At 61.3% G+C, this 21,930-nt stretch carries 23 protein-coding genes and 1 tRNA gene; 11 read left to right on the plus strand and 13 right to left on the minus strand.

Annotated elements, in window-relative coordinates; translation table 11 throughout:
• The first annotated feature begins 85 nt into the window (after positions 1-85).
• From RlegSU303_RS14645 to RlegSU303_RS14655, 3 genes are all read left to right on the plus strand, one after another.
• On the plus strand, positions 86-1,147 hold the full coding sequence (locus RlegSU303_RS14645; RefSeq protein ID WP_131719114.1) for a zinc ABC transporter substrate-binding protein: 1,062 nt from the start codon (positions 86-88) through the stop codon (positions 1,145-1,147).
• 142 nt (positions 1,148-1,289) lie between these two features.
• Entirely contained in the window at positions 1,290-2,495 is a 1,206-nt protein-coding gene (gene zigA / locus RlegSU303_RS14650) for a zinc metallochaperone GTPase ZigA (RefSeq protein ID WP_131628434.1), read from the plus strand.
• Positions 2,492-2,671: a hypothetical protein gene (locus tag RlegSU303_RS14655; RefSeq protein WP_017961158.1), complete on the plus strand. Its 180-nt coding sequence runs from the start codon at positions 2,492-2,494 to the stop codon at positions 2,669-2,671. Before zigA ends, RlegSU303_RS14655 begins: the two co-directional genes overlap by 4 nt.
• Positions 2,672-2,950: 279 nt before the next feature.
• Here RlegSU303_RS14655 and RlegSU303_RS14660 read toward each other — a convergent pair whose 3' ends face one another.
• Positions 2,951-3,277 carry an RcnB family protein gene (locus tag RlegSU303_RS14660; protein ID WP_131628435.1) on the minus strand — a complete coding sequence of 109 codons (327 nt, stop codon included), beginning with the start codon at positions 3,275-3,277 and terminating at the stop codon, positions 2,951-2,953.
• Positions 3,278-3,761: 484 nt separating this feature from the next.
• On the opposite strand from RlegSU303_RS14660, the gene RlegSU303_RS14665 reads away from it, so the two are divergent.
• Both RlegSU303_RS14665 and RlegSU303_RS14670 read left to right on the plus strand, forming a co-directional pair.
• Entirely contained in the window at positions 3,762-4,145 is a 384-nt protein-coding gene (locus tag RlegSU303_RS14665) for a VOC family protein (protein WP_012758163.1), read from the plus strand.
• Positions 4,146-4,389: 244 nt separating this feature from the next.
• The gene (locus RlegSU303_RS14670; protein ID WP_131628437.1) at positions 4,390-5,721 is read left to right on the plus strand and encodes a hemolysin family protein; all 1,332 of its coding nucleotides are present in this window, start codon (positions 4,390-4,392) and stop codon (positions 5,719-5,721) included.
• Between the two features lie 20 nt (positions 5,722-5,741).
• Here RlegSU303_RS14670 and chrA read toward each other — a convergent pair whose 3' ends face one another.
• Positions 5,742-7,160, minus strand: a complete 1,419-nt coding sequence (gene chrA / locus RlegSU303_RS14675) for a chromate efflux transporter (RefSeq protein WP_131628438.1) — start codon at positions 7,158-7,160, stop codon at positions 5,742-5,744.
• 1 nt (position 7,161) lies between these two features.
• Positions 7,162-7,977 carry a chromate resistance protein ChrB domain-containing protein gene (locus RlegSU303_RS14680; protein WP_072637889.1) on the minus strand — a complete coding sequence of 272 codons (816 nt, stop codon included), beginning with the start codon at positions 7,975-7,977 and terminating at the stop codon, positions 7,162-7,164.
• Between the two features lie 378 nt (positions 7,978-8,355).
• On the opposite strand from RlegSU303_RS14680, the gene RlegSU303_RS14685 reads away from it, so the two are divergent.
• Complete coding sequence (locus RlegSU303_RS14685) at positions 8,356-8,670, plus strand: hypothetical protein (protein WP_017961164.1); 315 nt, start codon at positions 8,356-8,358, stop codon at positions 8,668-8,670.
• Positions 8,671-8,910: 240 nt separating this feature from the next.
• Here the strand turns inward: RlegSU303_RS14685 and RlegSU303_RS14690 are convergent, their stop codons facing one another.
• Positions 8,911-9,213 carry a hypothetical protein gene (locus tag RlegSU303_RS14690; RefSeq protein WP_131719115.1) on the minus strand — a complete coding sequence of 101 codons (303 nt, stop codon included), beginning with the start codon at positions 9,211-9,213 and terminating at the stop codon, positions 8,911-8,913.
• 97 nt (positions 9,214-9,310) lie between these two features.
• Here RlegSU303_RS14690 and RlegSU303_RS14695 point away from each other — a divergent pair, with 97 nt between their 5' ends.
• A complete protein-coding gene (locus tag RlegSU303_RS14695) occupies positions 9,311-9,577 on the plus strand; it encodes a hypothetical protein (RefSeq protein WP_017961166.1) in 267 nt (88 codons plus the stop codon).
• 84 nt (positions 9,578-9,661) lie between these two features.
• Here RlegSU303_RS14695 and RlegSU303_RS14700 read toward each other — a convergent pair whose 3' ends face one another.
• The 5 genes from RlegSU303_RS14700 to RlegSU303_RS14720 form a co-directional block, all read right to left on the minus strand.
• Positions 9,662-9,958 carry a hypothetical protein gene (locus RlegSU303_RS14700; RefSeq protein WP_017961167.1) on the minus strand — a complete coding sequence of 99 codons (297 nt, stop codon included), beginning with the start codon at positions 9,956-9,958 and terminating at the stop codon, positions 9,662-9,664.
• 154 nt (positions 9,959-10,112) lie between these two features.
• Positions 10,113-10,188 (minus strand) — tRNA-Lys (locus RlegSU303_RS14705).
• A gap of 328 nt (positions 10,189-10,516) precedes the next feature.
• Positions 10,517-11,428, minus strand: a complete 912-nt coding sequence (locus RlegSU303_RS14710; protein ID WP_131628441.1) for a PhzF family phenazine biosynthesis protein — start codon at positions 11,426-11,428, stop codon at positions 10,517-10,519.
• Positions 11,429-11,593: 165 nt separating this feature from the next.
• Positions 11,594-12,367: an NUDIX hydrolase gene (locus tag RlegSU303_RS14715; protein ID WP_065280594.1), complete on the minus strand. Its 774-nt coding sequence runs from the start codon at positions 12,365-12,367 to the stop codon at positions 11,594-11,596.
• Positions 12,364-13,473, minus strand: coding sequence for an endonuclease/exonuclease/phosphatase family protein (locus tag RlegSU303_RS14720; RefSeq protein ID WP_131719116.1), 1,110 nt, complete (start codon positions 13,471-13,473; stop codon positions 12,364-12,366). Before RlegSU303_RS14720 ends, RlegSU303_RS14715 begins: the two co-directional genes overlap by 4 nt.
• A gap of 227 nt (positions 13,474-13,700) precedes the next feature.
• On the opposite strand from RlegSU303_RS14720, the gene RlegSU303_RS14725 reads away from it, so the two are divergent.
• Entirely contained in the window at positions 13,701-13,907 is a 207-nt protein-coding gene (locus tag RlegSU303_RS14725; RefSeq protein WP_026158758.1) for a hypothetical protein, read from the plus strand.
• Between the two features lie 41 nt (positions 13,908-13,948).
• On the opposite strand, the gene RlegSU303_RS14730 is transcribed toward RlegSU303_RS14725, so the two are convergent.
• The 4 genes from RlegSU303_RS14730 to RlegSU303_RS14745 form a co-directional block, all read right to left on the minus strand.
• On the minus strand, positions 13,949-14,968 hold the full coding sequence (locus tag RlegSU303_RS14730; protein ID WP_131719117.1) for an ABC transporter ATP-binding protein: 1,020 nt from the start codon (positions 14,966-14,968) through the stop codon (positions 13,949-13,951).
• On the minus strand, positions 14,956-16,650 hold the full coding sequence (locus tag RlegSU303_RS14735; protein WP_131719118.1) for an ABC transporter permease: 1,695 nt from the start codon (positions 16,648-16,650) through the stop codon (positions 14,956-14,958). The genes RlegSU303_RS14730 and RlegSU303_RS14735 overlap by 13 nt, the downstream gene beginning before the upstream one ends.
• 7 nt (positions 16,651-16,657) lie before the next feature.
• Positions 16,658-17,635 carry an ABC transporter substrate-binding protein gene (locus tag RlegSU303_RS14740; protein ID WP_131719119.1) on the minus strand — a complete coding sequence of 326 codons (978 nt, stop codon included), beginning with the start codon at positions 17,633-17,635 and terminating at the stop codon, positions 16,658-16,660.
• A 258-nt stretch (positions 17,636-17,893) separates the two neighbouring features.
• Positions 17,894-18,661 carry an alpha/beta fold hydrolase gene (locus tag RlegSU303_RS14745; RefSeq protein ID WP_131719120.1) on the minus strand — a complete coding sequence of 256 codons (768 nt, stop codon included), beginning with the start codon at positions 18,659-18,661 and terminating at the stop codon, positions 17,894-17,896.
• Between the two features lie 191 nt (positions 18,662-18,852).
• On the opposite strand from RlegSU303_RS14745, the gene RlegSU303_RS14750 reads away from it, so the two are divergent.
• The 3 genes from RlegSU303_RS14750 to RlegSU303_RS14760 all read left to right on the plus strand — a co-directional run bounded on the left by RlegSU303_RS14750 (position 18,853) and on the right by RlegSU303_RS14760 (position 21,849).
• Positions 18,853-19,323: a MarR family winged helix-turn-helix transcriptional regulator gene (locus RlegSU303_RS14750; RefSeq protein ID WP_027668959.1), complete on the plus strand. Its 471-nt coding sequence runs from the start codon at positions 18,853-18,855 to the stop codon at positions 19,321-19,323.
• A 220-nt stretch (positions 19,324-19,543) separates the two neighbouring features.
• The gene (locus tag RlegSU303_RS14755) at positions 19,544-20,602 is read left to right on the plus strand and encodes an aldo/keto reductase (RefSeq protein WP_131628448.1); all 1,059 of its coding nucleotides are present in this window, start codon (positions 19,544-19,546) and stop codon (positions 20,600-20,602) included.
• Between the two features lie 203 nt (positions 20,603-20,805).
• Complete coding sequence (locus tag RlegSU303_RS14760) at positions 20,806-21,849, plus strand: DUF2278 family protein (protein ID WP_131628449.1); 1,044 nt, start codon at positions 20,806-20,808, stop codon at positions 21,847-21,849.
• The last annotated feature ends 81 nt before the right edge of the window (positions 21,850-21,930 follow it).

Genomic DNA, 21,930 nt, shown 5'->3' on the forward strand with positions numbered 1-21,930 from the left:
CTGTTGCGTCCTGCTATTGCACACGTTATAGCATAACGCAATTGATGTAATAACATAACATATGCAAATCAAGTGGAGCATGCCGATGAAACGCGCCTTGGGGCCTGCCCTCAAAACGTTGGCCCTTAGAATTCCCGCCACCTTGGCAATCCCGACTCTGGCGATCCCCGCTTTGTTCTTTGCCGGCGCTATCCAGGCAGCCGACGCGCCTGTGGTCGTCACCTCCATCAAGCCGATCCATTCGCTGGTTTCGGCAATCATGCAGGGTGTCGGCGAACCCGAATTGATCGTCGATGGCGCCGCCTCCCCGCATACCTACACTCTAAAGCCATCGAATGCCCGCGCCCTGCAGGACGCCAAGGTGATCTTCTGGGTCGGCCCCGGCCTCGAGGCCTTCCTCGAAAAGCCGCTGCAGGCGTTGGGCCGGGATGCCAACATCGCGGCCCTCGACGACGCGCCTGGTCTCGTCAAGCTGCCCTTCCGCGAAGGCGGCGCCTTCGAGCCGCATGATGACGCCCCGGAGCACGAAAGTGCTTCCGGTCACGAGCATGATAAGGCTGACGCCGCACATGATGCTGATCCCGGGCACGCCAGTGACCACGACGACGACCATGACCACGACCACGGCGCCTTCGACACACATCTGTGGCTCGACCCGATGAATGCCAAGGCCATGGCGGCCATGATCACCACGACACTGGTCGCCGCCGATCCCGCCAATGCTCTGACCTATCAGGGCAACGCCAAGGCGCTGGACGACAGGCTGGATGCGCTCGATACCGAGATCAAGGGCCTGGTCGCGCCCGTCAAGGACAAGCCCTTGATCGTCTTCCACGACGCCTACCAGTATTTCGAGCACCGCTACGGCATCCGCGTCTCCGGCTCGATCACAGTCAGCCCGGAAACCATTCCCGGTGCTGAGCGTGTTTCGGAAATCCACCGCAAGGTCGGCGAACTCGGCGCCACCTGCGTCTTTGCCGAACCGCAATTCGAGCCGCGCCTCGTCAATGTCGTCATCGAAGGCACGCGCGCCAAGTCAGGGGTGCTCGATCCCGAAGCGGCAACACTGAAGGCCGGTCCCGATCTCTACTTCAACCTCATGCGCGGCATCGCCAACAGCATGAAGGACTGCCTCTCCGGCGCATGACTCTCATGCGCTGCTCCGCGCGTCCTGCCGGACACGCGACGCTCCACGGAGAGCTGAGGCGGAAAAGGCGGACAACCCCGTTCCGCCTTTTTTTGGCTCCTCAAATGTAATGATATAACATTAAGACTCTGATGAGGTTTCCATGAACAACAGACTTCCCGTTACTGTGCTTTCAGGCTTCCTCGGCGCAGGCAAGACGACGCTGCTCAACCACGTGCTGAGCAATCGCGAAGGCTTACGCGTCGCGGTTATCGTCAACGACATGAGCGAGGTGAATATCGATGCCGCCCTGGTGCGCGACGGCGGCGCCAATCTCTCCCGCACCGAGGAACAACTCGTCGAGATGACCAATGGCTGCATCTGCTGCACGTTGCGCGACGATCTGCTGAAGGAGGTGCGCCAGCTCGCCGATCAGGGCCGCTTCGACTACCTCTTGATCGAATCGACCGGCATCGCCGAGCCCCTGCCCGTCGCCACCACCTTCGAATTTCGCGACGAGAATGGCCAAAGCCTTTCCGACGTCGCAAGGCTCGACACCATGGTAACCGTCGTCGACGCCGCCAATCTTCTTGCCGATTATGCCTCGGCCGATTTCCTCGCCGACCGGGGAGAAACGGCCGGCGACGGCGACAACAGAACCATCGTCGACCTGCTGGTCGAACAGATCGAATTCGCCGACGTCGTGGTGCTGAACAAGATCGGCACGGCAACCAAGGAAGAGAGCGACGCCGCGCGCAAGATCATCACCGGCCTCAACCCGGATGCGAAGCTGATCGAGGCGGATTTCGGCAAAGTCGCCTTGAAAGACGTGCTCGGCACCGGCCGCTTCGATATCGACAAGGCCGAGACCCATCCGCTCTGGTATAAGGAACTGCACGGTTTCCGCGATCACGTGCCGGAGACCGAGGAATATGGCATTCGCTCCTTCGTCTATCGCGAGAAGCGGCCCTTCCATCCGGCAAAGCTGCAGGCCTTCCTCGATCGGACATGGCCAGGCGTGGTGCGCGCCAAGGGCTTCTTCTGGCTGGCGACGCGCCCGCACCATGTCGGCGAGATCAGCCAGGCGGGCGCGATCGTGCGCACCGGCAAGATGGGTCTCTGGTGGGCGGCCGTACCCCGCGAACAATGGCCTCAGGAACCGGCCTTCATGCGCGCCATCGGCCCTTATCTCGACCCCGTCTGGGGCGACCGCCGCCAGGAAATCGTCTTCATCGGTGCCGATCCGATGGACGAAGCCTGGATCAGGAAGGAACTCGACGCCTGTCTTATCAGGGCAGACGCCTTCGCGCCCGAGCGCTGGCGCGACCTGCCCGATCCTTTCGCCAGCTGGAACAGGCAGGCGGCATGAAGGCGAAGGCAATCAAACGCCATCTTTGCGTCTGTACCGAATGCGAGCCGCTGCCGCCGATCGAAGGGCTTCATCCGCTTGCGCATGAGGAGGATACCGACGCTGAAGTCGGAAGACCAAGAGGCTTTCTCGGCATCATTGCTGAACGGGTGATAGCTTTGCGTCGGCAGGACTAAGTGATCATAACCGACGCCGCGAGTCTGGCGTGAACGTCCCCTCACCCTCCCTCATTCCTGTGCTCGTCACAGGAATCCAGTGCGCCCAAGTCCTTGGGCGCGGGAGACCACTTCGTTCAGAGGAAACATTCACGGCGCAGACGCGCCGTGGCTGGATTGCTGTGACGAGCACAGGAATGAGCGAGGACAGAAAGCGACGATCTTATCCGAGACGGAGGCGCTTGCCGCCCCGGAGTCAAAAAGGCGGTCGAAGCCGCCCCTTCTTGACTTATCGACCGATCAGCGGCCGGCAATAATGCTGGAGATGACGCCGCTGGTGACGCCGATCAGCAGGTATTCGTTATCTGCCCTGACCCAGCGATAGCCGCGGGGCGGAGGCGCCAGCCGGTAGCGGCGGTAGTCGTTGACATCGGAGAACCGGCGACGCTCGCTGGCATTGACGCGGTATCCCCTCTTCCAGTGCGACCGGACGACCGTCTTCTTGACCACCACATTCTTCTGCACGACGACAGGCGGACGGCGATGATCGTCGGCGCTGGCCTGGGAAACAACCATCGGGGAAAGAAGGAAGGAGGCGGAAAGAAGAGCTGCAAGAATCTTTTTCATGTGGTGTTCCTCGTGTTGGGCACGTGACCAAACTAGGGCCGAAAAGATGAACCGAAACTGAAATAAAAATTAAACTTTTGTAATGAAATCCGGTAGCTACAGGCAGAATCTTATATTTTAGATTAGACTTACACACTGTGCCGAATATTCTGCCGCCATCGGCGAGGCATCGGCGCGGACGGCCAGTTTCGTCCCTTGGCAGCACCTCGAGGCATGACCGAAGAAAAGATATTTGCGGAGCATCTGAGGATGAGGCTGGGCGACGCCCCCGGTGCTCATCGCCTGGAAGGCACCGTCGCGGAGCGATGTCCTGCTGCTGGCGGCGGCAGGTGCTCAGCGATTTGGCATAACGAGATGCATAAAAAAACTTGAAACGGGCGCATAATCGAGTTTCGAAGCGACGTATCCTGGGCACAGGAGAATTCTGCATATCCGGTGAGGGGACGATCAGATCAAGACAACGAAGACCACAATGGAGGAAAACATGCCCGGTATCAGCATGCGCTACATCGTCGACGACGTCGACGCCGCGGTGGAATTCTACACGAGACATCTCGGCTTCTCCGTCGCGCTTCGTCCCGCACCGAGTTTCGCCATCCTGACCAGGGACGGTTTTCGTCTGTTCGTCAGCGGCATGACGGGACCGGGCGGAGCATCTCAAGCAATGCCCGACGGGCGAAAACCGGAGCCTGGCGGATGGAATCGCATCCAGATCGAGGTCGGAGACCTAGAGGCGAAAGTCACCGCACTGCGCCAAGCCGGTGCGCGCTTCCGCAACGAGATCGTGCAGGGCATCGGCGGCAAGCAGATCCTGCTCGATGATCCGGCCGGAAACCCGATCGAACTCTTCGAAGCGCCCAAGAGGTGAATGGGGCGACGTCGGTCATGCGGTTCACCACGCGTTTTACGCTTCGCATCGGTGAACCGCACGCATGATCCCGGTCATGCGGTTTGCCACGCATTTTGCGGCCAGCATCGCAAACCGACGCAGTATTTCCGATTACGGCAGCCCCGGCTTCGGCATCTCTCGCCCCAGGACTAGCCGGAACGCCTTGCCACCGGTGTGCGAGTGTGTAGTTTCGGATTCCAATCAATTCGAAGGCAGGGAAAACATGTCCGATTCCGCCGGCGGGCTCTCCGACTATGTTGGGATACTAGCCGTGTTTCTTCTTGTCGCCGCCAATGGCTTCTTCGTTGCCGCCGAATTCGCCCTGGTGTCGGTCAGGCGTAGCCGCGTCGCCGAACTCGCTGCGGCAGGCCGCATGAACGCATCGGCACTTCAGCGCGCCGTCGACAATCTCGACTCCAACCTTGCAGCCACCCAGCTCGGCATCACCATCTCGTCGCTCGCCCTCGGCTGGGTTGGAGAACCGGCGCTTGCCCACCTGATCGAGCCGCTGTTATCATGGCTGCCTGGGCAATGGGCGACGGCGGGCGCGCATACTGTTGCCGTCGTCATCGCCTTCGTCATTATCACAGCACTTCATATCGTGCTCGGCGAGCTCGCGCCGAAGAGCCTGGCGCTTCAGCGCAGCGAGGCCACTTCGCTTGCCGTGGTGCGTCCACTCGGTCTGTTCCTGGTGCTGTTCAAGCCGGCGATCTTTGTCCTGAACGGCATGGGCAACATGGTGCTGCGGGGTGTAGGTCTTCGCGCCGGAACCGGAGAATCGTCGTTCCATTCGCCGCAGGAGCTCAAGCTGCTGGTTGCCGAGAGCCAGGAGGCCGGCCTTCTCAACCAGGTGCAGCAGCAGCTCGTCGAGCGGGTTTTCAACATCGGCGAAAGGCCGATTTCCGACATCATGACGCCGCGTCTCGATATCGAGTGGTTCGACGCCGACGACAGCGAGGCTGAAATCCTGAAGACCATCCGCGAATGCAGCCACGAACAATTGCTGGTCGCCCGGGGCTCGATCGACGAGCCAATCGGCATGGTGTTGAAGAAGGATCTTCTCGACCAGGTTCTCGACGGCGGCAAGGTCCGGCCGATGGAGGTGATCAAACAGCCGCTGGTGCTGCATGAAGGCGCCTCGGTCGTCCGCGTACTCGACAGTTTCAAGGCCTCACCCGTTCGCCTCGCCATCGTCATCGATGAATATGGCAGCCTCGAAGGCATCGTCACCCAGACCGACCTGCTCGAAGCCATCGCCGGCGACCTGCCGGGATCCAACGAAGAGCCCGATATCGTCGTCAGGGAAGACGGGTCGCTCTTGATCGATGCGATGATGCCGGCCTTCGACGCCTTCGAACGGCTCGGCCTGCGCGATCGTCCGGATGCCGATTTCCATACGCTGGCAGGCTTCGCGCTGCATCAACTCCAGCACATCCCCGAAGCCGGCGAAACCTTCGTCTTCGACAACTGGCGCTTCGAAGTGCTCGACATGGACGGCATGCGTATCGACAAGATGCTCGCGACGCGCATTCCCGCGGATGGGGCGGAGGCCTAGAGCCAAGGAAAGGCTCTAGTTCACCGCCACAGCGTCCAGAGCATTCCCGCGGCTGCGCAGGCTAGCAGCGTCGCGATGACGGAAGTCTTGAAGCGGAAGATCGCTATCGCCGCGGCGGCAGACAGCGCCATTGCCGCCGGCACGGCCGATTGCAGCACGGGAATATCGAGCCGCAAGCCGCCAAGCTGGACGGTCGCAACCTCGGCAAACAGCGTGTGCAGGGCAAACCAGATAGCGAGGTTGAGGATGACCCCGACTACAGCCGCTGTTATGGCCGACATCGCGCCGGCGAGCGCAATGTTGCCGCGCAGTTTTTCGATGAACGGCGCGCCGAGGAAGATCCAGAGGAAACAGGGAACGAAGGTGACCCAGCTCGTCAGTATTGCCGCAAGCGTTGCAGCAAGCATCGGGTCCAGCGCTCCCGGGTCCCGGTAGGCACCCATGAAGCCGACGAACTGGACGACCATGATCAGCGGCCCCGGCGTCGTCTCGGCCATGCCGAGACCATCCAGCATCTCGCCGGGTTTCAGCCAGCCGAAATGCTGCACGGCCTCCTGTGCGACATAGGCAAGCACGGCATAGGCCCCGCCGAAGGTGACGACCGCCATTTTGCTGAAGAAAAGGCCGATTTCGGTAAAGACGTTGTCAGCACCGAAGGTTGCGTAGAGCGCCGCGAGCGGAGCGAGCCAGAGGGCAAGCAGCACGGCCGAGATGCGCAGCGACCAGGCGAGATTCGGGCGCGCATGCGCCGGTATGCCTTCGCCGAGCGCCGACTCGGCATCCGACAGCACCGGGCCGCTTCCGGCCTTGTGGCCGCCGCCCGTCTGAAAGGCGGCAAGCCCGAACCTGCCGCCGAGGAAGCCGGCAATGCCGGCCGCGAGCACGATCAGCGGGAACTGCACATGGAGAAAGAAGATGGCGATGAAGGCCGCGGCCGCGATTCCGACCATGACGCGATTCTTGAGCGCACGGCCACCGATACGGATGACGGCCTGCACGACGACGGCAAGCACCGCCGCCTTCAACCCGAAGAACAGGCCGGCGACAATGCCGACGTTGCCGTAAGCCGCGTAGATATAACTGAGACAGAGGATCGACAGGAACCCAGGCAGTACGAACAGCAGGCCGGCGACGAGACCGCCCACTGTCCGATGCATCAGCCAGCCGATATAGATGGCGAGCTGCTGCGCCTCGGGTCCGGGAAGCAGCATGCAATAGTTCAGCGCATGCAGAAAACGGTGCTCACCGATCCATCGCTTCTCGTCGACGATGATCCGGTGCATGAGGGCAATCTGGCCGGCGGGGCCGCCGAAACTCAGGGCGGCGACGCGCAGCCACACCCTGAAAGCATCGCCAAACGAGACGCCGTGATGATGCCCCTCTCCCGCGTCTTCCTCCGCCATTTTGCCACTGGGCGCATTATCCGTCATCTCGACCATCTCATGCTCTCTTCTTCGGCGCCGGCCAGTTGTGGGTTTCCTCGGTCGCATCGCGGCACCAGCGGAAGAAGGCGTCGTAGAGAAGCATCCCGGCCTCGAGCTGTTCCAGATCGTCGGAATACATCCTGGAGAGGCCGAGCGAGGCGGCCAGCAGGCCCGCCGCCTCGGGCGCGAGGTCGAGCCTTGCGGTATCCGCTGCCCTGACGATCCGCGCCAGGCGCAGGAGCGGCTCCGATGCCAGCCCGAACTCCTCGACCATGACATCAAAGGTGCAGAGTTCGCCGCGATGGCTCCAGAACACGTCATCGATATCGAAGGGCACCGCCCCGAAGCGCTCGCTGACGGCTAAAACCTCAGGCGCCGGCACGAACAGGAATACGGCGCTCGGATCGACGAAGCGCCGGATCAGCCAGGGACAGGCGATGCGGTCGATCTTCGGCCGCGCCCGCGTCACCCAGACGGTGCGCCCCTCGGCGTCGCGGCGTGGCAGCTTGGCGTCAGGCACCGCCAGTCCGCCGGCAATCCAGGCTTCGAAGCCGCCTTCGAGGCTCTCGGCGTCGATCCCGGCATGGCGCAGGTGGGCGGCGACGCCATGGCTGAGTTTGCTGCCCTTCTGGCAGACCACGACGACGGAATCGGCATCGACGCTGCCCGCCCAGGATCCGATCTCGGCATGGCCCCGCCGGATCGAGCTAGGCACCAGGCGCGGATCGAGCGCGAAGTCCTCCTCGGTGCGAACGTCGATAATGCAAGGCGCACCGGGGGTTCCAATGAGGCGGTTGAGCTTGTCGGGAGAAATTTCGAGAAATGACGGCATGACGCGTCCCTCCGTTGATCGGTTTTACTGGACGCGATTCTTCAGCATGACGCCTCGTGGGGTGATCGCGACCCCATGCAGAAATCTTTCGCAAACAGACCCGGTGGTGTCAAGCGCATTGCGCCATCGCGGCTTGCTGTCCGCACCGGCGGCCCGCCATCCACCACCGCATACGATCGACCGGCAGCTCGACCACCGGGTCTCTGCCGGTCGACCGCAAGCAGATGAGGAGTGAACGGCAAAGCCCGCGAATGCTCGGAGCGCCAGTAAAGCGAGAATAATGAGTTTGAAAACCCAATCAGCACAAGCGCTTCGGCCCAGAACGGAACAAAATGCCCACTTCGGCATTCTTCTGTCACCGAAAGAGGAGAAAGTACCATGACGTACGACCCCAATAATGCCAACGACCCGAACCGCCCGCTGAACCCAAATCTGGATCTGCGCACCACGCCGAGCGCGCGCAGCAGTAATACCTGGGTTGTCTGGGTCGCTGCATTGGCCGTGATCGCTGTCGCTGCATTCGCCTATTCGCAGTGGAGCACCCCCGGCACATCCCCGGACACGACAGCCTCCACGACCCAATCAGAGCCGGCGCCGGCCAAGCCGATCGCTCCGACCGACAACAGCGCAACGCCTGCACCGGCACCAGCACCAGCACCGGCCACTCCGCCGGCTGCCCCTGCACAGCAGTAATCGCTGCCCGGTCAGAAGAAGCCGGCCCAGTGCCGGCTTCCTCTCGGCTGCTAGCTCTTGAAGCTTTTTAAGCAAACCCTATTTAAGGGATATTAAATCTGTCTCTGACGGCTGACCACGGAGGTACTGGCAGCCGTTATCGAGACTGATCGAGGAAGGTCGGCGCGAGTTTCGCCCGGCCTTTTTTCTTGACCTTGTCATCCATGGCGACAGTCTACTGGCAACGCCTGGATCGGGATATTATTTGGGAATCCTGTTATAGAAGGACTGCGGATCGTACACGCACTCGTAGTCGAGGAGGCAAAGCTTGCCATTGGCATCCCTCACCCTTGCGGTGTCGTATTTGTCGCCGAGATTGCACCTGGCCGGCGGATAACGGAAGCTGCGACCGCCAAAGCCCATGCGCACAAAAACCGCCTTGTCCTTGCGGATGATCTGCGCAAGCTCTTCGCAATTGTGATCCCTAGCATTGACCTCCACCGCCTCGGCGGCAAGAGCGACGGACGGAAACAACAGTGCGACGGCCAGAACAACGCGTTTCATGGAAACTCCTGCATGTGAGAGAGCGAAGGTAGGTCATCGCACCGCGTGCCGCCAGTGCGGGAACCATCCGAACTATACGGCTGAGCACAGAGCCGGAGTGGACAAGGGCCATTCCGGCACAGAAGGTCGATGCGTCCCCGCCGGAAGCTTCGATTGGCCGAAAACCAGGCGTTACGCCAAAAACGCGACCTTGGCGCTCTTGATCGTCACAAAGATTGCGGTTGCGACTATTTACGTCCTTAGACTAAACGCCTCGCATTTCTTCCAGGAATACGCACCGCCCATAGCAGTGATGACGGCACTGTCGTTTTTCATCGTCGCAGCACTCTGGCTCGCCGGCATGAAACTGAGCGGCGGCGATTGAGTGACACACAAAGGACGGTCTAACTCTTTCGATCCTCGCATCGTGCTTTCCGAAAATCGATTCCGATTTTTTCGGGCTGATACGCTAGGGAAAGTTATAGGGCGACGCGGGGTCGAAGACGCAGGAATAATCAAGGATGCACTGTTTTCCACCTGCGTCGCGCAAACTGGTCGTGGTGCGCTTATCGCCCATGCTGCATTGGGCGGGCGGATAACGGAAACTGCGGCCGCCGAAACCGACGCGGACAAAGACCTTTTTGTTCTGGCGGATGATCTGCGTAAGCTCGCTGCAGCTATGCTCGCTCGCTTTGACGTTCATGACGCCTGCTGCAAAGGCAGGCAACGGCAGAGACAATGCGACGGCAAAAATAACGCTTCTCATAGACCCTCCCGATACGCGAGAGGGAGATAGGGCGCACGGACTGACGCGGCCAGTCCTACGGACAGCGCGATCCATGCCGCTCGCTTCGAGAACAGTTTCCGGCAGGCCGGAAAATCCGGCCTGAATTCGAATATATCAATCTTTTCAAGAAATTTGGTGGGTGATGTAGGGCTCGAACCTACGACCCGCTGATTAAGAGTCAGCTGCTCTACCAACTGAGCTAATCACCCGTTCGCGCTTGGCTGCGCGGTGTGACGGGGCGTATAAACAGGATCGGCAGCCTTGTCCAGCTCATAGCCGAAATTTCTTTGGTTAACCGCGAAGATTTTTCGGTTTGGCTGAAACGCAGCGCATAACCCCGAAAATCGGAATCGATCTTCGGAAGGGATATACGCAGATTCAAAGTGATAGAGCCTCGCTTAGCGCGTCCTTGGACGCGCGGCGCTCTAATGCATGTCGCCCAAAAGTGCGCAGCGGTTTTGGGATAACGACTTGCATAAAACAAAGACTTAAAGCGCGTCGCATGATTCCGGATTGACGCGACGCGCTTTAATCAAATCAAAGGTCGAGCGTGCCGCTGGCCAGCCGCACTGCCTGGCCGCCGATCCGCGCGTTGGAGATTGTCCCGCCATCGACATCGATGTGCAGGTGGATGAAGGACGGCCGGCCCATCTCGACGCCCTGCTCGATCATGATCGGGTGATGCCCGTCCGTCAGCCGGTCGAAATGGTGGATCGCACCGGAGAGTGCGGCCGCCGCCGAACCGGTAGCCGGGTCTTCGACGATGCCCATGCCGCTTGCGAACATCCGCGCATGGAACTTTGCCACGTGGTTGACGCCGCCGCGGCAATAGACATAGGCCGAGGCAAGCGCGCCATCGACGAAGGGCACGATTTTTTCCCAGAGCTGCGGATCGAATTCCACCCGCTGCGTGGCTCCGACATCGTGCACCGGAATGAGCAGGAAGGGAACGCCGGCACTCCAGACGGAGGGCACATGATTTTCGAAGCCGATTTCGGTCACCTTCAGCGACAGCGCGTCGGCGATGCCGAGTTTGTCGAGCGGCATGATGGCCGGCTGCGATTTGCGCGGCAGGTCGAATTCGGCAAAGCTCGCCTCGCCCTCTCTCAGCCGCACGGCACAGCGCACCGGCCCGACATTTTCCTCGAGCACCGAGACGAGATCGCGCGTAGCAGCACCATGCGCCCGTTCGGCCAGCGCCACCGCCGTGCCGACTGTCGGATGGCCGGCAAAGGGCAATTCGCGCCCCGGCGTGAAGATCCTGAGCTTCGCCGCATAGGCGGGATTGGTCGAAGGCTGCACGAAGACCGTCTCGGAGAGATTGAGCTCCCGGGTGATCGCCTGCATCGCCTCGTCGCTGAGATTGTCTCCGTCGAAGATCACCGCCAGCGGATTGCCCGCAAGCTTTCGATCGGTGAACACGTCATAGACGCTGTAGCTTCGCGCCACATCGGCCTCCTTGAATCGTCATCGCGCCGCCAACCTGCCCGACCACGCGAGCGAGTGCAAGGCGCTAAAACGCGTCGCGTCAACCGGATTCACACGACGCGCTTTCGATCGTTACGTGGTGCGTGTCGTTATCCCGAAACGCTGCATGGCTTTGGGCGGCATACATCAACTCCGTTCGGCCTTACCGAAATACCAGTCGATCACAGGCAACATGGCGATGTTATAGGCATGGGCGGAGGGATCGGCCGAGCGGATCGCCACCGCGCCCGCGATCTCCTGATCCTCGGCGACGAGCATATGCCGCTCGATCCGCTCGATCATCTCATCGGCCGTCATATCGAAGCGGAATAACCGCAGCAGCGTCACCGTGCGCTTGTTATGAGTGGCGAACAGCCCCTCACCCGCGACGGATTCGGCAAGATCGAGCCCGGTCTCCTCATGGACTTCGCGGCGCATATTGGCTTCGATGTCGCAACGACCGTCGACGACATCCTCCGGCTCCAGCGAGCCGGCGGCGAAATAGACCTGGCCGGGATTGGCGGTATGGGCGCCCATGCGGATCGCCACCAGTGCGCCGTCGGAGGTCTCGAGCACCGGATAGGCGAAGATGTGAATGCCGCCCTGGCGCTGCGGCTGCCGGCGCCACCACATGAAAGCGGAAAAGGGAATGACGTGGCCCTCGCCGGCAATCCCGTCTTCACCGAGCGATACGAACCGCTGGAACACCATGCGGCCGTCGAACAGCGCCGGATTGGCAGCAGTCTCCCTGCCCCAGTTCTCCCGGATCGCCGCCTCTTCGGCGGCGACGAAGGGATGGGGACCGGGCAGAATGCGCAGATCCACGCCGGCAATCGGGAAGACCGTCGCCTCCGGCGGCCAGCCGGCGAAATCATCGGAAAAATTGATGTTGGTGAAATTCGCGTTCAAATTTGCATTCATGGGAGATCCAATGTCATGACGACGGGGCAGTGATCGGACGCCTTCGGCCTGTCCCAGCCGGTGCGCGGATAACGCTCCACTTCCTGCCCCGGCGGGAAGATGGTGCGGTAGGGCTGGCCGCTGCGGATGATTTCGGGCAGGCGGCCGGCATTATGGGCGGCAAGTGCTGGCGAAAGCCAGAGATAGTCGAGTTGGCAAAGCCACTGCTCCTGTGGCCCGCGCGCGTGATAGAGCGTCCAGCGGTCGAGGGGTTCGCGGCGGCGCACGACATTTTCGGCAAAGCCGTCGCTACTGAAAACGTCGAGCGCGCTTTCGGTCTCGTTCTGATGTTCGAAGCGATAGCCGGTGCCACGGCGGCCGATGACATCGACACGCTCCTGATAATCGTTCATGTCTCCGCAGATGGCGAAGCTGTTCGTGCCGGCTTGTTCTGCACCGAAGCGATCCTCGATGATGCGGCGCACGGCGCGCGCCTCGGCGCGGCGGATCGGCATCGTCGATTGCCGCCCGTCCAGCCCGTCGCGCGGATTGCCCATCGACTTGAAATGCACGACGTAGAGCGAAAACGGCCGGCCGCCGATCAGAAGGTCAAGCTCCAGGCAGTCGCGCTTGAAGATCTTGTCGTCGATGCGGTTGGTGAGCGTCAGCTCCACATTGAAGAGATCGAGATCGCGATAGGTCGTCATCGCATGGCTTCTGATGTCCCTGAGCTTGATCTTCTGGCCGTCGCGCGTTTCCTCGCGCATCAGGACGGCGACATCGATGCCGCGGCTGTCATTGCCCTCGACCAGGAATTTCTGGCGATAGCCGTTGCCGACCATGCGGAAGAGATAGCCGTATTCGAAGGCCTGCAGGGCAGCCATATTGTCGATTTCCTGCAGGCACAGGATATCGGCGTCAGCATCGGCGATCGCAAGGGCCGACATCTGCCGCGTGTCGTCGGTCGCAGCGATCACCCGCGCCTGCTCGAGCTGCTGGTACACACCCTCGCTCGACACCTGGAAAAGCTTGATGACCCGGTCCTGGCGCAGCTGGTTGCGGAAGCCGGTGAAATCGAAACGGGTCAGGAGATTTTCGACGTTGAAGGTGGCGAGGCGAAGCGACATGGCAGGAGTCCGGTTGCGGGCAGTACCTTATCCGGCAATCGCCACAGGAAAAGGTGGCAGGACCAAGAAAGTTGCGAATAACCGCCCGCTTGCAGCCCGGACGCAGCGAGCTGTGAATTCAAGGGCTGACAATCTCCCGCAAGCATCTGGATAGCAGCGGTTAGAACAGTTATGTAATGTCTTCTATATTGTTTATGAATTTCCAGATGTTTGGAGTCGCAAAAATCATGACCGCCAAAGAGAAAGAGATCCTGGAAGCGTTGGCGTGGATGTGCGAGCAATACCTCAGCCGGGGCAATGGTTTTCTAGACCACAAGGCGATGCACGCCGGCGAGCTAGCGATCGAAGTCCTTGCCTCCTACGGCTTCGTTAAATCGGATATTCAAGGTGACAGATGGACTGAAGAAGGACTGCTTCTTCTTGAAGGTTCGTAAGGCTTTCAACTCGGAATCGTCAAAACTCAAATCCTAGTCCATCAAAGCCGCCAGCCGGTGCGGATGATGACGCGCACCGCCTCGCCCGGCACGACGACCACGCGGCTGTATGCGCGTAGCGTCTGGCCATTGCCGAGGATCAGTTTCACGGCGTAGCGCTCGCCCTCGAACAGCACGGATTCGACGATTGCCGGAGCCCCCTCGCCGCCGATGATCACATCCTCCGGCCGCACGAGGATATCGGCGCCATCGGTCTTGGCGGCCTGGAGCGCATCCTGCAGTTCATCCCATTCCAGCTGGCGTTCGCTGCCCATTACCGGCAGTGTCAGGATCGCGCCGCGCCCGATCAGGCCGCCGACGGTGCGCCCTTCAGGCCGCGCGTAGATCTCGGCGGGCGCCGCCACCTGCAGCAGCCGCCCTTCCGACATGACGGCGATGTCGGTCGCGAGTGCCATCGCCTCGCTCTGGTCGTGGGTGACGTAGATCATCGTCGCGCCCGAGCGCTGGTGGAACTCGCGAAAAGTCTCCTCCATCTCCTGTTTCAGGTGCCGGTCGAGATTGGCAAGCGGCTCGTCAAGCAGCACGACGTCCGGCGATGTCACCAGGCAGCGGGCAAGCGCCACGCGCTGTCGCTGGCCGCCGGAAAGATCGGCCGGATGCCGTTCGGCGTAGTCGGCGAGCCTGACGGTGCCGAGCGCATCGCGCACCTTCGCCCGGTAGGCTTCGCCTGATATGCCGCGCACCTTGAGGGGATAACCGACATTGTCGGCGACGCTCATATGCGGCCAGAGCGCGTAGGATTGGAAGACCATCGCCATATTGCGCTTTTCCGGCGGCAGCGACTGCGCGGCGTCGGCAAGCAGCCGCTCGCCGAGACGGATCGAGCCGTCGGTGGGCGTCTCGAAACCGGCGATCATGCGCAGCACCGTCGTCTTGCCGCAGCCGGAAGGCCCGAGCAGCGCCAGGAAGCCACCCTTACGCACATCGAGCGAGAAATCGCTGACGGCTGCGCGACCGGTGCCGAAATCCTTGGCGACCCGGTTGAGAATCAGCTTCGCCATGGGACCACCCCTTTCGGCAGGCGTTTCGCCAGAAGTTCGAGCAGCAGCATCATGACGACGACCATGAGCACGACGAGCACCGAAAGCGCCGAGGCAAGATCGGAACTGCCGCTGTCGTCGAGATTGTAGATGGCGACGCCGAGCGTCTGTGTGCCGGCAGACCAGAGCAGCGCCGAGATCGTCAGCTCGTTGCAGGCAATCAGAAAGACAAGAATAACGGAGGCGCCGGCGGCCGGCGCAATCAGCGGCACGATGATATCGGCAAGCCTGCGGAAGAAGCCGGCGCCGGAAAGCCGCGCCGCCTCTTCCAGCGCCGGATCGAGTTGATGAAAGGCGCTGACCACGGGCTTCAGGCTGACGGCGAAGAAGGAGGAGAAATAGGCGATCAGGATGATCCAGATCGTGCCGTAGAGCGAGACGTGCAGGATCGGGATCGGTGCTGCGAACACCAGGATGAAGCACACCGCGATGACGATGCCGGGCAGCGAATAGGGTATCTCGATCAGACTGGAAACGATGCGGGAAGCCGCATCCCTGCGCCGCGTCAGCGTGTAGGCTGCGAGCACCGTCACCACGAGGAGACAAAGCGCGGTCGCGCCGGCGAGCGACAGCGAATTGATAAAGGCGGTGCGCGTCACCGCCTGCCGGAACAGGATCTCCTCAAAGGCATGCAGCGACATCGTCTTGAAAGTGAGCGGCACGCCATAGGCCGGCACCAGCGCGCCGGCGACAAGCGCGAAGAAGGGTGCTGCCAGCATGAAGAACAGGATCGCCCAGACGAGCGGTGTGAAAGCAAGGCGCCAGGCGCCGAGCTCGAAGGCCGCACTCGCCCCAGATAGCCCGATGACGCGGTAGTCGCGGCCGCGCAACGCCCGGTCCTGGATTATCAGCCCGACGACCGAGATGATGGCGATGATCGCCGAGAGCACGGCGACATCACCGAAGGTGCGGCTGGTGAAGGCGGAGAACTTGGTGAAGATCAACGTCGGCAGCGTGAAGATCGAGGCCGGAATGCCGAGAATGGCCGGAATGCCGAAATTGCCGGTGCAAGAGACGAAGGAGATCGCCGCACCCGCAATGATGCCGGGCAGCGACAGCGGCAGGATGATATCGCGGAACACCCGTAGGTTGGAAGCGCCGGAAAGCCGTGCGGCCTCGACGCCGTCGCGCGGCAGCGTCATCAGCCCGGCCCGAAGCGCCAGATAGACCAGCGGCGCATGCTGCACGCCATAGAGCAGCGCAATGCCGCTCACCGAATAGAGCGGCTGCGGCGAGCCGAGTGGCGGGGCGATATGCAGCGCCTTCAGCAGCGGGCTGGAGGGGCCTGACATCTGCACCCAGGCGAGCGCCGTTACCTGCGGCGGGATCATCATCGGCAGCACGAAGAAGAAGCTGAGCAGCCCCTTGGCGCGGATATCGGTCAGCGTCAGCAGGAAGGCAAAGAGGCAGCCGATGACGAGCGAGATGATTGTGCCCAAAATGGCGGTGACGATGGTGTAATAGGTCGCCGACCAGAGCGAGGCTTCGCTCAGAACATCAATCACGCCGCCGCTGGCGAAGGCTGCGATCCCGACCATGGCGAGACGAGCGAGCGGCAGCACGCTGAGGAACAGGACGACCACGACGATAAAAGGAAACAGCCAGGCGGGCTGGCTGTTTCCGGTTTTGATGTATCCGCGCATGAAACGATCAGTTCGAGCCGTAGATGCCCGAGAAGGTCTTCAGATCCTGGTCGGTATTCTTCAGCGCCTCTGCGGCCTTGATCGGCAGGACCTTGATGGTGTCGCGTGCCGGGAAGCCGTCCGGCAGCTTCATGCCGTTGCGGGCCGGGATGTAGCCGAGCTTCAGGAAACCCTCCTGGCCCTTTTCGGAGAGCACGTAATCGACGAATTTCTTGGCGGCATCGGCATTTTTGGTGCTGGCAAGGATGCCGACCGGCTCGGTGACGGCCGAAACGCCTTCGCTCGGGAAGACGAACTCGACAGGCGCCCCCTTGGCCTTCTCGCGGATCGGCATGTAGTCAACGACCATGCCATAGGCCTTTTCGCCCGAGGCGACCGACTTCAGCACGGCGCCGTTGCCACCGGCTGCAATCGCGCCGTTTTCCGCAAGCGACTTGTAGAAATCCCAGCCGAGGCCGGGAACGGCGGCGAGCGTCTGGGCGTGGATGAGGGCCGCACCCGAGGCAAGCGGGCTCGGCATGGTGACGAGGCCCTTGGCTTCCGGCTTGGTCAGGTCCTTCCAGCTCGCAGGCTTCATGGCGGCCGAGGTGTTGTAAATGATGCCGGTGGTGATCAGCTTGGTCGAGTAGTAATAGCCGTCGGCGTCATAAAGGGCGGCATCGTACCCTGCGGCTTCCGGCGACTTATAGGCCAAGAGCTTGCCGTCTTCCTTGAGGCGCTCCAGCGTCACCACATCGGCGATGAGGAGAATGTCGGCAACCGGATTGCCGGCCTGGATCTCGGCCTGGAGTTTCGCCATGATCTTCGGCGTGCCGTCGCGTACCCAGTCGACCTTGATATCGGGATTGGCGGCCATGAAGCCATCGACCGTCGCCTGCGCGTCTTCGTTCGGCTGGCTGGTGTAGAGAACGAGGTTTGCGGCCGAAGCCGGAATGGCAAAGAGGCTCGCGGTGACAAGGGCTGCGGCAGAAACGATCGTTTTCATGGGAAGGATCCTCGATTTCGATGTCCCTCCCTTATTAGGGGTCGTTGACAGAGATGTGACAGGGCGCGGCGGTTGGTCCACGCCCTGCGCCACTACTTTGCCACCGACCGGTCGTGACCTCTCCAGGGCTGCTGTGTCGGCATCGAATGGAACGGGCTGAGCCCGGCTTTAACGACGGCGGCATTCTCAAGCCGAATGATCAGGCTCACAACATCCGAGGGCCACGGCGCTCGCGCGCCGTGGCCCTCGGATCGAATACTACTTTGCAGCCTCTTCGATCAGTTCCGCCACCTTCTCGGGATGCGACACCATCACGACGTGGGAGGCGCCATCGACCACGACGGTCCTCTTCGAGCTTGCCCGCTCGGCCATGAAACCAAGGGCTGCAGCGGGGATGTTCTTGTCGCCGGTGCCGTAGACAAACCACGACGGCAGCTTCTTCCAGGCGGGCTCGCCGGATTTTTCGGTCAGGGCGGCCTCGGTGACCGGGCGTTGGGCAGCCGCCATCAGGGCCGCCTGCTCGGCCGGCACGTCGCTGGCGAACTGATCATGGAACTTGGCCTGGTCGATATAGAGATCGACACCGCCGGTGCTGAGCTTTACCGGGGTCGCCAGCGCTCCGCTCAGCGTACCGCCCGGAAACTTGCCGGCGAGATCTGCGACCGATTCTCCGGCATCCGGCGCGAAGGCCGCGACATAGACCAGCGACCTGACATTGTCGTGGCCGTTGGCCGCGGTCGAAATGACCTGGCCGCCATAAGAGTGACCGACAAGAACTACAGGGCCGGCGATGCTGCCAACCACGTCGGAGACATAGGCAACGTCGTTAGAAACGCCACGCAGCGGATTGGCCGCTGCCACGACAGGGAAGCCATCCTTGCGCAGGATTTCAACGACGCCGTTCCAACTGGATGAATCGGCAAAGGCGCCATGGACGAGGACAACGGTCGGCTTGGCCGGCTGGGCAACGGCAGCACCGGAAAGAAGAGCGCCGGCCAGGGCGACGGCAGCAGCAAACTTGAACATTGGTCATTCCTTTCTTCGGTTGGATATCACAAGAGCCGAAGCGGAGTTGACGTGCTTTCCGGCTCTTAAGTTCATCATTTAATTTGTAAGCGATTTATTTGTGCACGATTTATCTAGTTCCTCTCTTCCGGCGCGTCAATAGCTTGCAAACAGATCGCGCACAAATTATATTGAAGCCAGAGGAGAGCATGATGACAGACACCACATCGAATGATCTCGCCGACGTGCCCAAGATCGATGAAATGCTGTGCTTCTCGATCTATTCGGCAAGCCACGCCTTTAACCAGCTTTACCGTCCCCTGCTCGACGAGCTGGAACTCACCTATCCGCAATTCCTGGTCATGACCGCCTTGTGGGCGCGCGACGACCGCACGGTGAAGGATCTCGGCGAGACGCTTTTTCTCGACTCCAGCACCCTCACCCCGCTGCTGAAGCGGCTGGAAAATGTCGGCCTCGTCACCCGTAACCGCAATCCCGCCGATGAGCGCCAGGTGCTCTTGCGCCTGACGGAGAAGGGACTGGCTCTCAAGAGCCGTGCCACCCATGTGTTCGACTGCATCGGCAAGGCCGTTGGTCTCGACGCCGAGACTGTCAGTAAGATTCGGGACACGATTGCTTCGCTTCGCGACAATATTCACAAGAAGGACAAGCACGAGAGCTGATGCGGCCTCCAGCGCGTCGACTGTGCCAAGACGATTTCCGTCGACAAGCCGATGACATATTGTACGATCTGCCGCCCGGCTCGTGATCGGCCATAGCCGCCGCATGGCCGGAAGATGCCGGCGTCAGAATCTTGCCTAAGTCTCACGCTGCCGTGAACACGCCGCCATTGCCATCTCTGAGCGTTGAGGTACGTCAGTCTCGTTTAAAGGAGGAGTTTCAATGGAATATCGTCTGCTCGGCCGTTCCGGCCTGAAGATTTCGACATTGACCATGGGCACGATGACCTTCGGCGGCGTCGGTTGGGCGAAGATGGTCGGCGATCTCGGCATCTCCGAGGCGAAAAAGATGATCGATATGTGCATCGATGCCGGCATCAACCTGATCGACACCGCCAACGCCTATTCATCAGGCGAATGCGAAAACATCATCGGTGACGTGCTCTCCGGTAAGCGGCCGCAAGGCGTGTTGCTCGCCACCAAGGCCCGCTTCAGTATGGGCGACGGCCCGAACGACCAGGGTCTGTCGCGCTACCACCTGATCCGCGAATGCGAGGCGAGCCTCAAGCGCCTGAAGACCGATGTCATCGACCTTTACCAAGTGCATGAATGGGATGGTCAGACGCCGCTCGAAGAGACGATGGAAGCTCTCGATACCCTGATCAGGCAGGGCAAGGTGCGTTATGTCGGCTGCTCGAATTATTCCGGCTGGCACATCATGAAGGCGCTCGGCATCGCCAACGAGCACAGGTACCAGCGCTTCGTCAGCCAGCAGATCCACTATACGCTGGAAGCCCGCGACGCCGAATACGAGCTGCTGCCAATCTCGATCGACCAGGGTCTCGGCGTGCTGGTCTGGAGCCCGCTGGCCGGCGGCCTGCTGTCCGGCAAACATCGCCGCAACCAGGCAGCGCCCGAAGGTACGCGCCAGTTCGCCGGCTGGACCGAACCGCCGATTCGCGACGAGAACCGCCTCTGGAATATCGTCGAGACGCTGGTCGCGATCGGTGAGGAACGCGGCGTTTCCGCCGCTCAAGTTGCGCTCGCCTGGCTGATCGGCCGCAAGGCGGTCACCTCGGTCATCATCGGCGGCCGCACCGAAGCCCAGTTCCGCGACAACATCGCCGCCGCCGAGCTGAAACTCACGGACGAGGAGCGCAAGCGCCTCGACGCGATCAGCCTGCCGCCGGTGATCTATCCCTACTGGCACCAGCTGAACACGGTGAGCGACAGGCTTGGTGAAGCCGATCTCGAACTTTTCGGACCGCATCTGGAGCAATAGCCGATAGCGGATCAAGCATTGCACAGCGGAAGACAAAGCACGTCGCGCGAAAGTGTGCAGCGGTTTTGCGACCACGACATGCTCAAATCAAAGACCTAAAGTGTGGCAGGCGAATCTGAAAGATCGCGTCATACTTTAGCCGTCACAAAAGATGCACTTTCGCCGTGTTAGCGTAAGATCCCGCCACCCCTGCGAGGTTCTCTATGCTGAAGAATTACAAGGTCCTGAAGGGTACGGCGAGCGCACTCGCCCTTGATGACGACAACGATCCCCATATCGAGATCCGCATCGAGGCGGACGGCGTCAGCTACCGGATCGCTCTGAATGTCCGCTCTAAGATGTCGCCCCACGACCTGCTCTATGCCAACATCGTCGATTTCAAGCATCCGGCACTGACGGACGCGCTCGAAGCCCTGCCGATGGGCCTGACCGACATCCGCAAGGACCGTCCGGAGCTTGCGATCGACTACGTCCGCGGCGGGCTGATCGAGCGCGAGGACATGAATGTCGCGCCCTTCCAGCTCTCCGGCCCGAAGAACGATCTCAGGGAATTCATCGAGCCGATCGTCGAGGAAGGCATTGCCGATCCCGACATCCATTTCTATGCCTTCGGCGAGGCCTGGGGGCCCGAGCACAACAAGCCCGACCAATATTTCGATTTCGAGCCGGGCAACGGCATTCACGACATCCACATGAACCAGGGCGATGGCGGCAGCTTCAAGGCCACCAACGGGCCGAACCAGGACGGCGCGCTGCTCGTCCATTTCAACGATACCGACGAATGGGCGGCGATCTTCCTCTGCTTTCAGTCGCAGAACTGGAATACCGATGCGGCGACCGGCCATCCGGTTTCCGACAGCCGTGGCGGCCAGGGCCGCGGCGAAGGCACGCGCCGGCCGCAGCCGATCGTCGCCTCGTCGCTGCGCATCGTCGCCGCGCTGATCAACCCGGTCAACGGCGAAGGCGGCACCGAGGCCGAAACGGTGACGATCATCAACCGCTCCGATATGGAGGCATCGCTCGAAGGCTGGAAGCTGGAGGACGAAAACGGCAGGACCCAGACGCTGTCGGGATCGCTTAACGCAGGCGAGCTGCGCACCATAGCGCTCGATGCCGCAACCGGCGGCCCGCAGCTTGCCAACCGGGGCGGCGACATCATCCTGCGCAATGCCGACGGCGCCGTTGCCGATCGGGTCGGTTACGGCAAGAGCGAGACCGCGAACGAAGGCTGGACGACGATCTTCTGATTGACGCCCTGCCTGCTGTTTTGCAAAACGGGGAGTCTATGGAGCTGCATGGCATATGCCACATGCTGCCCTTCGCTTGCG

The organism is Rhizobium sp. SU303 (genome assembly GCF_021052345.1).
Lineage (GTDB): Bacteria > Pseudomonadota > Alphaproteobacteria > Rhizobiales > Rhizobiaceae > Rhizobium > Rhizobium laguerreae.

Excerpts from the sequence above, each read along its gene's own strand:
- RlegSU303_RS14645 (WP_131719114.1), top strand. The coding sequence starts at position 86 with ATGAAACGCGCCTTGGGGCCTGCCCTCAAAACGTTGGCCCTTAGAATT.
- zigA (WP_131628434.1), top strand. The coding sequence starts at position 1,290 with ATGAACAACAGACTTCCCGTTACTGTGCTTTCAGGCTTCCTCGGCGCA.
- RlegSU303_RS14655 (WP_017961158.1), top strand. The coding sequence starts at position 2,492 with ATGAAGGCGAAGGCAATCAAACGCCATCTTTGCGTCTGTACCGAATGC.
- RlegSU303_RS14660 (WP_131628435.1), bottom strand. The coding sequence starts at position 3,277 with ATGAAAAAGATTCTTGCAGCTCTTCTTTCCGCCTCCTTCCTTCTTTCC.
- RlegSU303_RS14665 (WP_012758163.1), top strand. The coding sequence starts at position 3,762 with ATGCCCGGTATCAGCATGCGCTACATCGTCGACGACGTCGACGCCGCG.
- RlegSU303_RS14670 (WP_131628437.1), top strand. The coding sequence starts at position 4,390 with ATGTCCGATTCCGCCGGCGGGCTCTCCGACTATGTTGGGATACTAGCC.
- chrA (WP_131628438.1), bottom strand. The coding sequence starts at position 7,160 with ATGGTCGAGATGACGGATAATGCGCCCAGTGGCAAAATGGCGGAGGAA.
- RlegSU303_RS14680 (WP_072637889.1), bottom strand. The coding sequence starts at position 7,977 with ATGCCGTCATTTCTCGAAATTTCTCCCGACAAGCTCAACCGCCTCATT.
- RlegSU303_RS14685 (WP_017961164.1), top strand. The coding sequence starts at position 8,356 with ATGACGTACGACCCCAATAATGCCAACGACCCGAACCGCCCGCTGAAC.
- RlegSU303_RS14690 (WP_131719115.1), bottom strand. The coding sequence starts at position 9,213 with ATGAAACGCGTTGTTCTGGCCGTCGCACTGTTGTTTCCGTCCGTCGCT.
- RlegSU303_RS14700 (WP_017961167.1), bottom strand. The coding sequence starts at position 9,958 with ATGAGAAGCGTTATTTTTGCCGTCGCATTGTCTCTGCCGTTGCCTGCC.
- RlegSU303_RS14715 (WP_065280594.1), bottom strand. The coding sequence starts at position 12,367 with ATGAATGCAAATTTGAACGCGAATTTCACCAACATCAATTTTTCCGAT.
- RlegSU303_RS14720 (WP_131719116.1), bottom strand. The coding sequence starts at position 13,473 with ATGTCGCTTCGCCTCGCCACCTTCAACGTCGAAAATCTCCTGACCCGT.
- RlegSU303_RS14725 (WP_026158758.1), top strand. The coding sequence starts at position 13,701 with ATGACCGCCAAAGAGAAAGAGATCCTGGAAGCGTTGGCGTGGATGTGC.
- RlegSU303_RS14730 (WP_131719117.1), bottom strand. The coding sequence starts at position 14,968 with ATGGCGAAGCTGATTCTCAACCGGGTCGCCAAGGATTTCGGCACCGGT.
- RlegSU303_RS14735 (WP_131719118.1), bottom strand. The coding sequence starts at position 16,650 with ATGCGCGGATACATCAAAACCGGAAACAGCCAGCCCGCCTGGCTGTTT.
- RlegSU303_RS14740 (WP_131719119.1), bottom strand. The coding sequence starts at position 17,635 with ATGAAAACGATCGTTTCTGCCGCAGCCCTTGTCACCGCGAGCCTCTTT.
- RlegSU303_RS14745 (WP_131719120.1), bottom strand. The coding sequence starts at position 18,661 with ATGTTCAAGTTTGCTGCTGCCGTCGCCCTGGCCGGCGCTCTTCTTTCC.
- RlegSU303_RS14750 (WP_027668959.1), top strand. The coding sequence starts at position 18,853 with ATGACAGACACCACATCGAATGATCTCGCCGACGTGCCCAAGATCGAT.
- RlegSU303_RS14755 (WP_131628448.1), top strand. The coding sequence starts at position 19,544 with ATGGAATATCGTCTGCTCGGCCGTTCCGGCCTGAAGATTTCGACATTG.
- RlegSU303_RS14760 (WP_131628449.1), top strand. The coding sequence starts at position 20,806 with ATGCTGAAGAATTACAAGGTCCTGAAGGGTACGGCGAGCGCACTCGCC.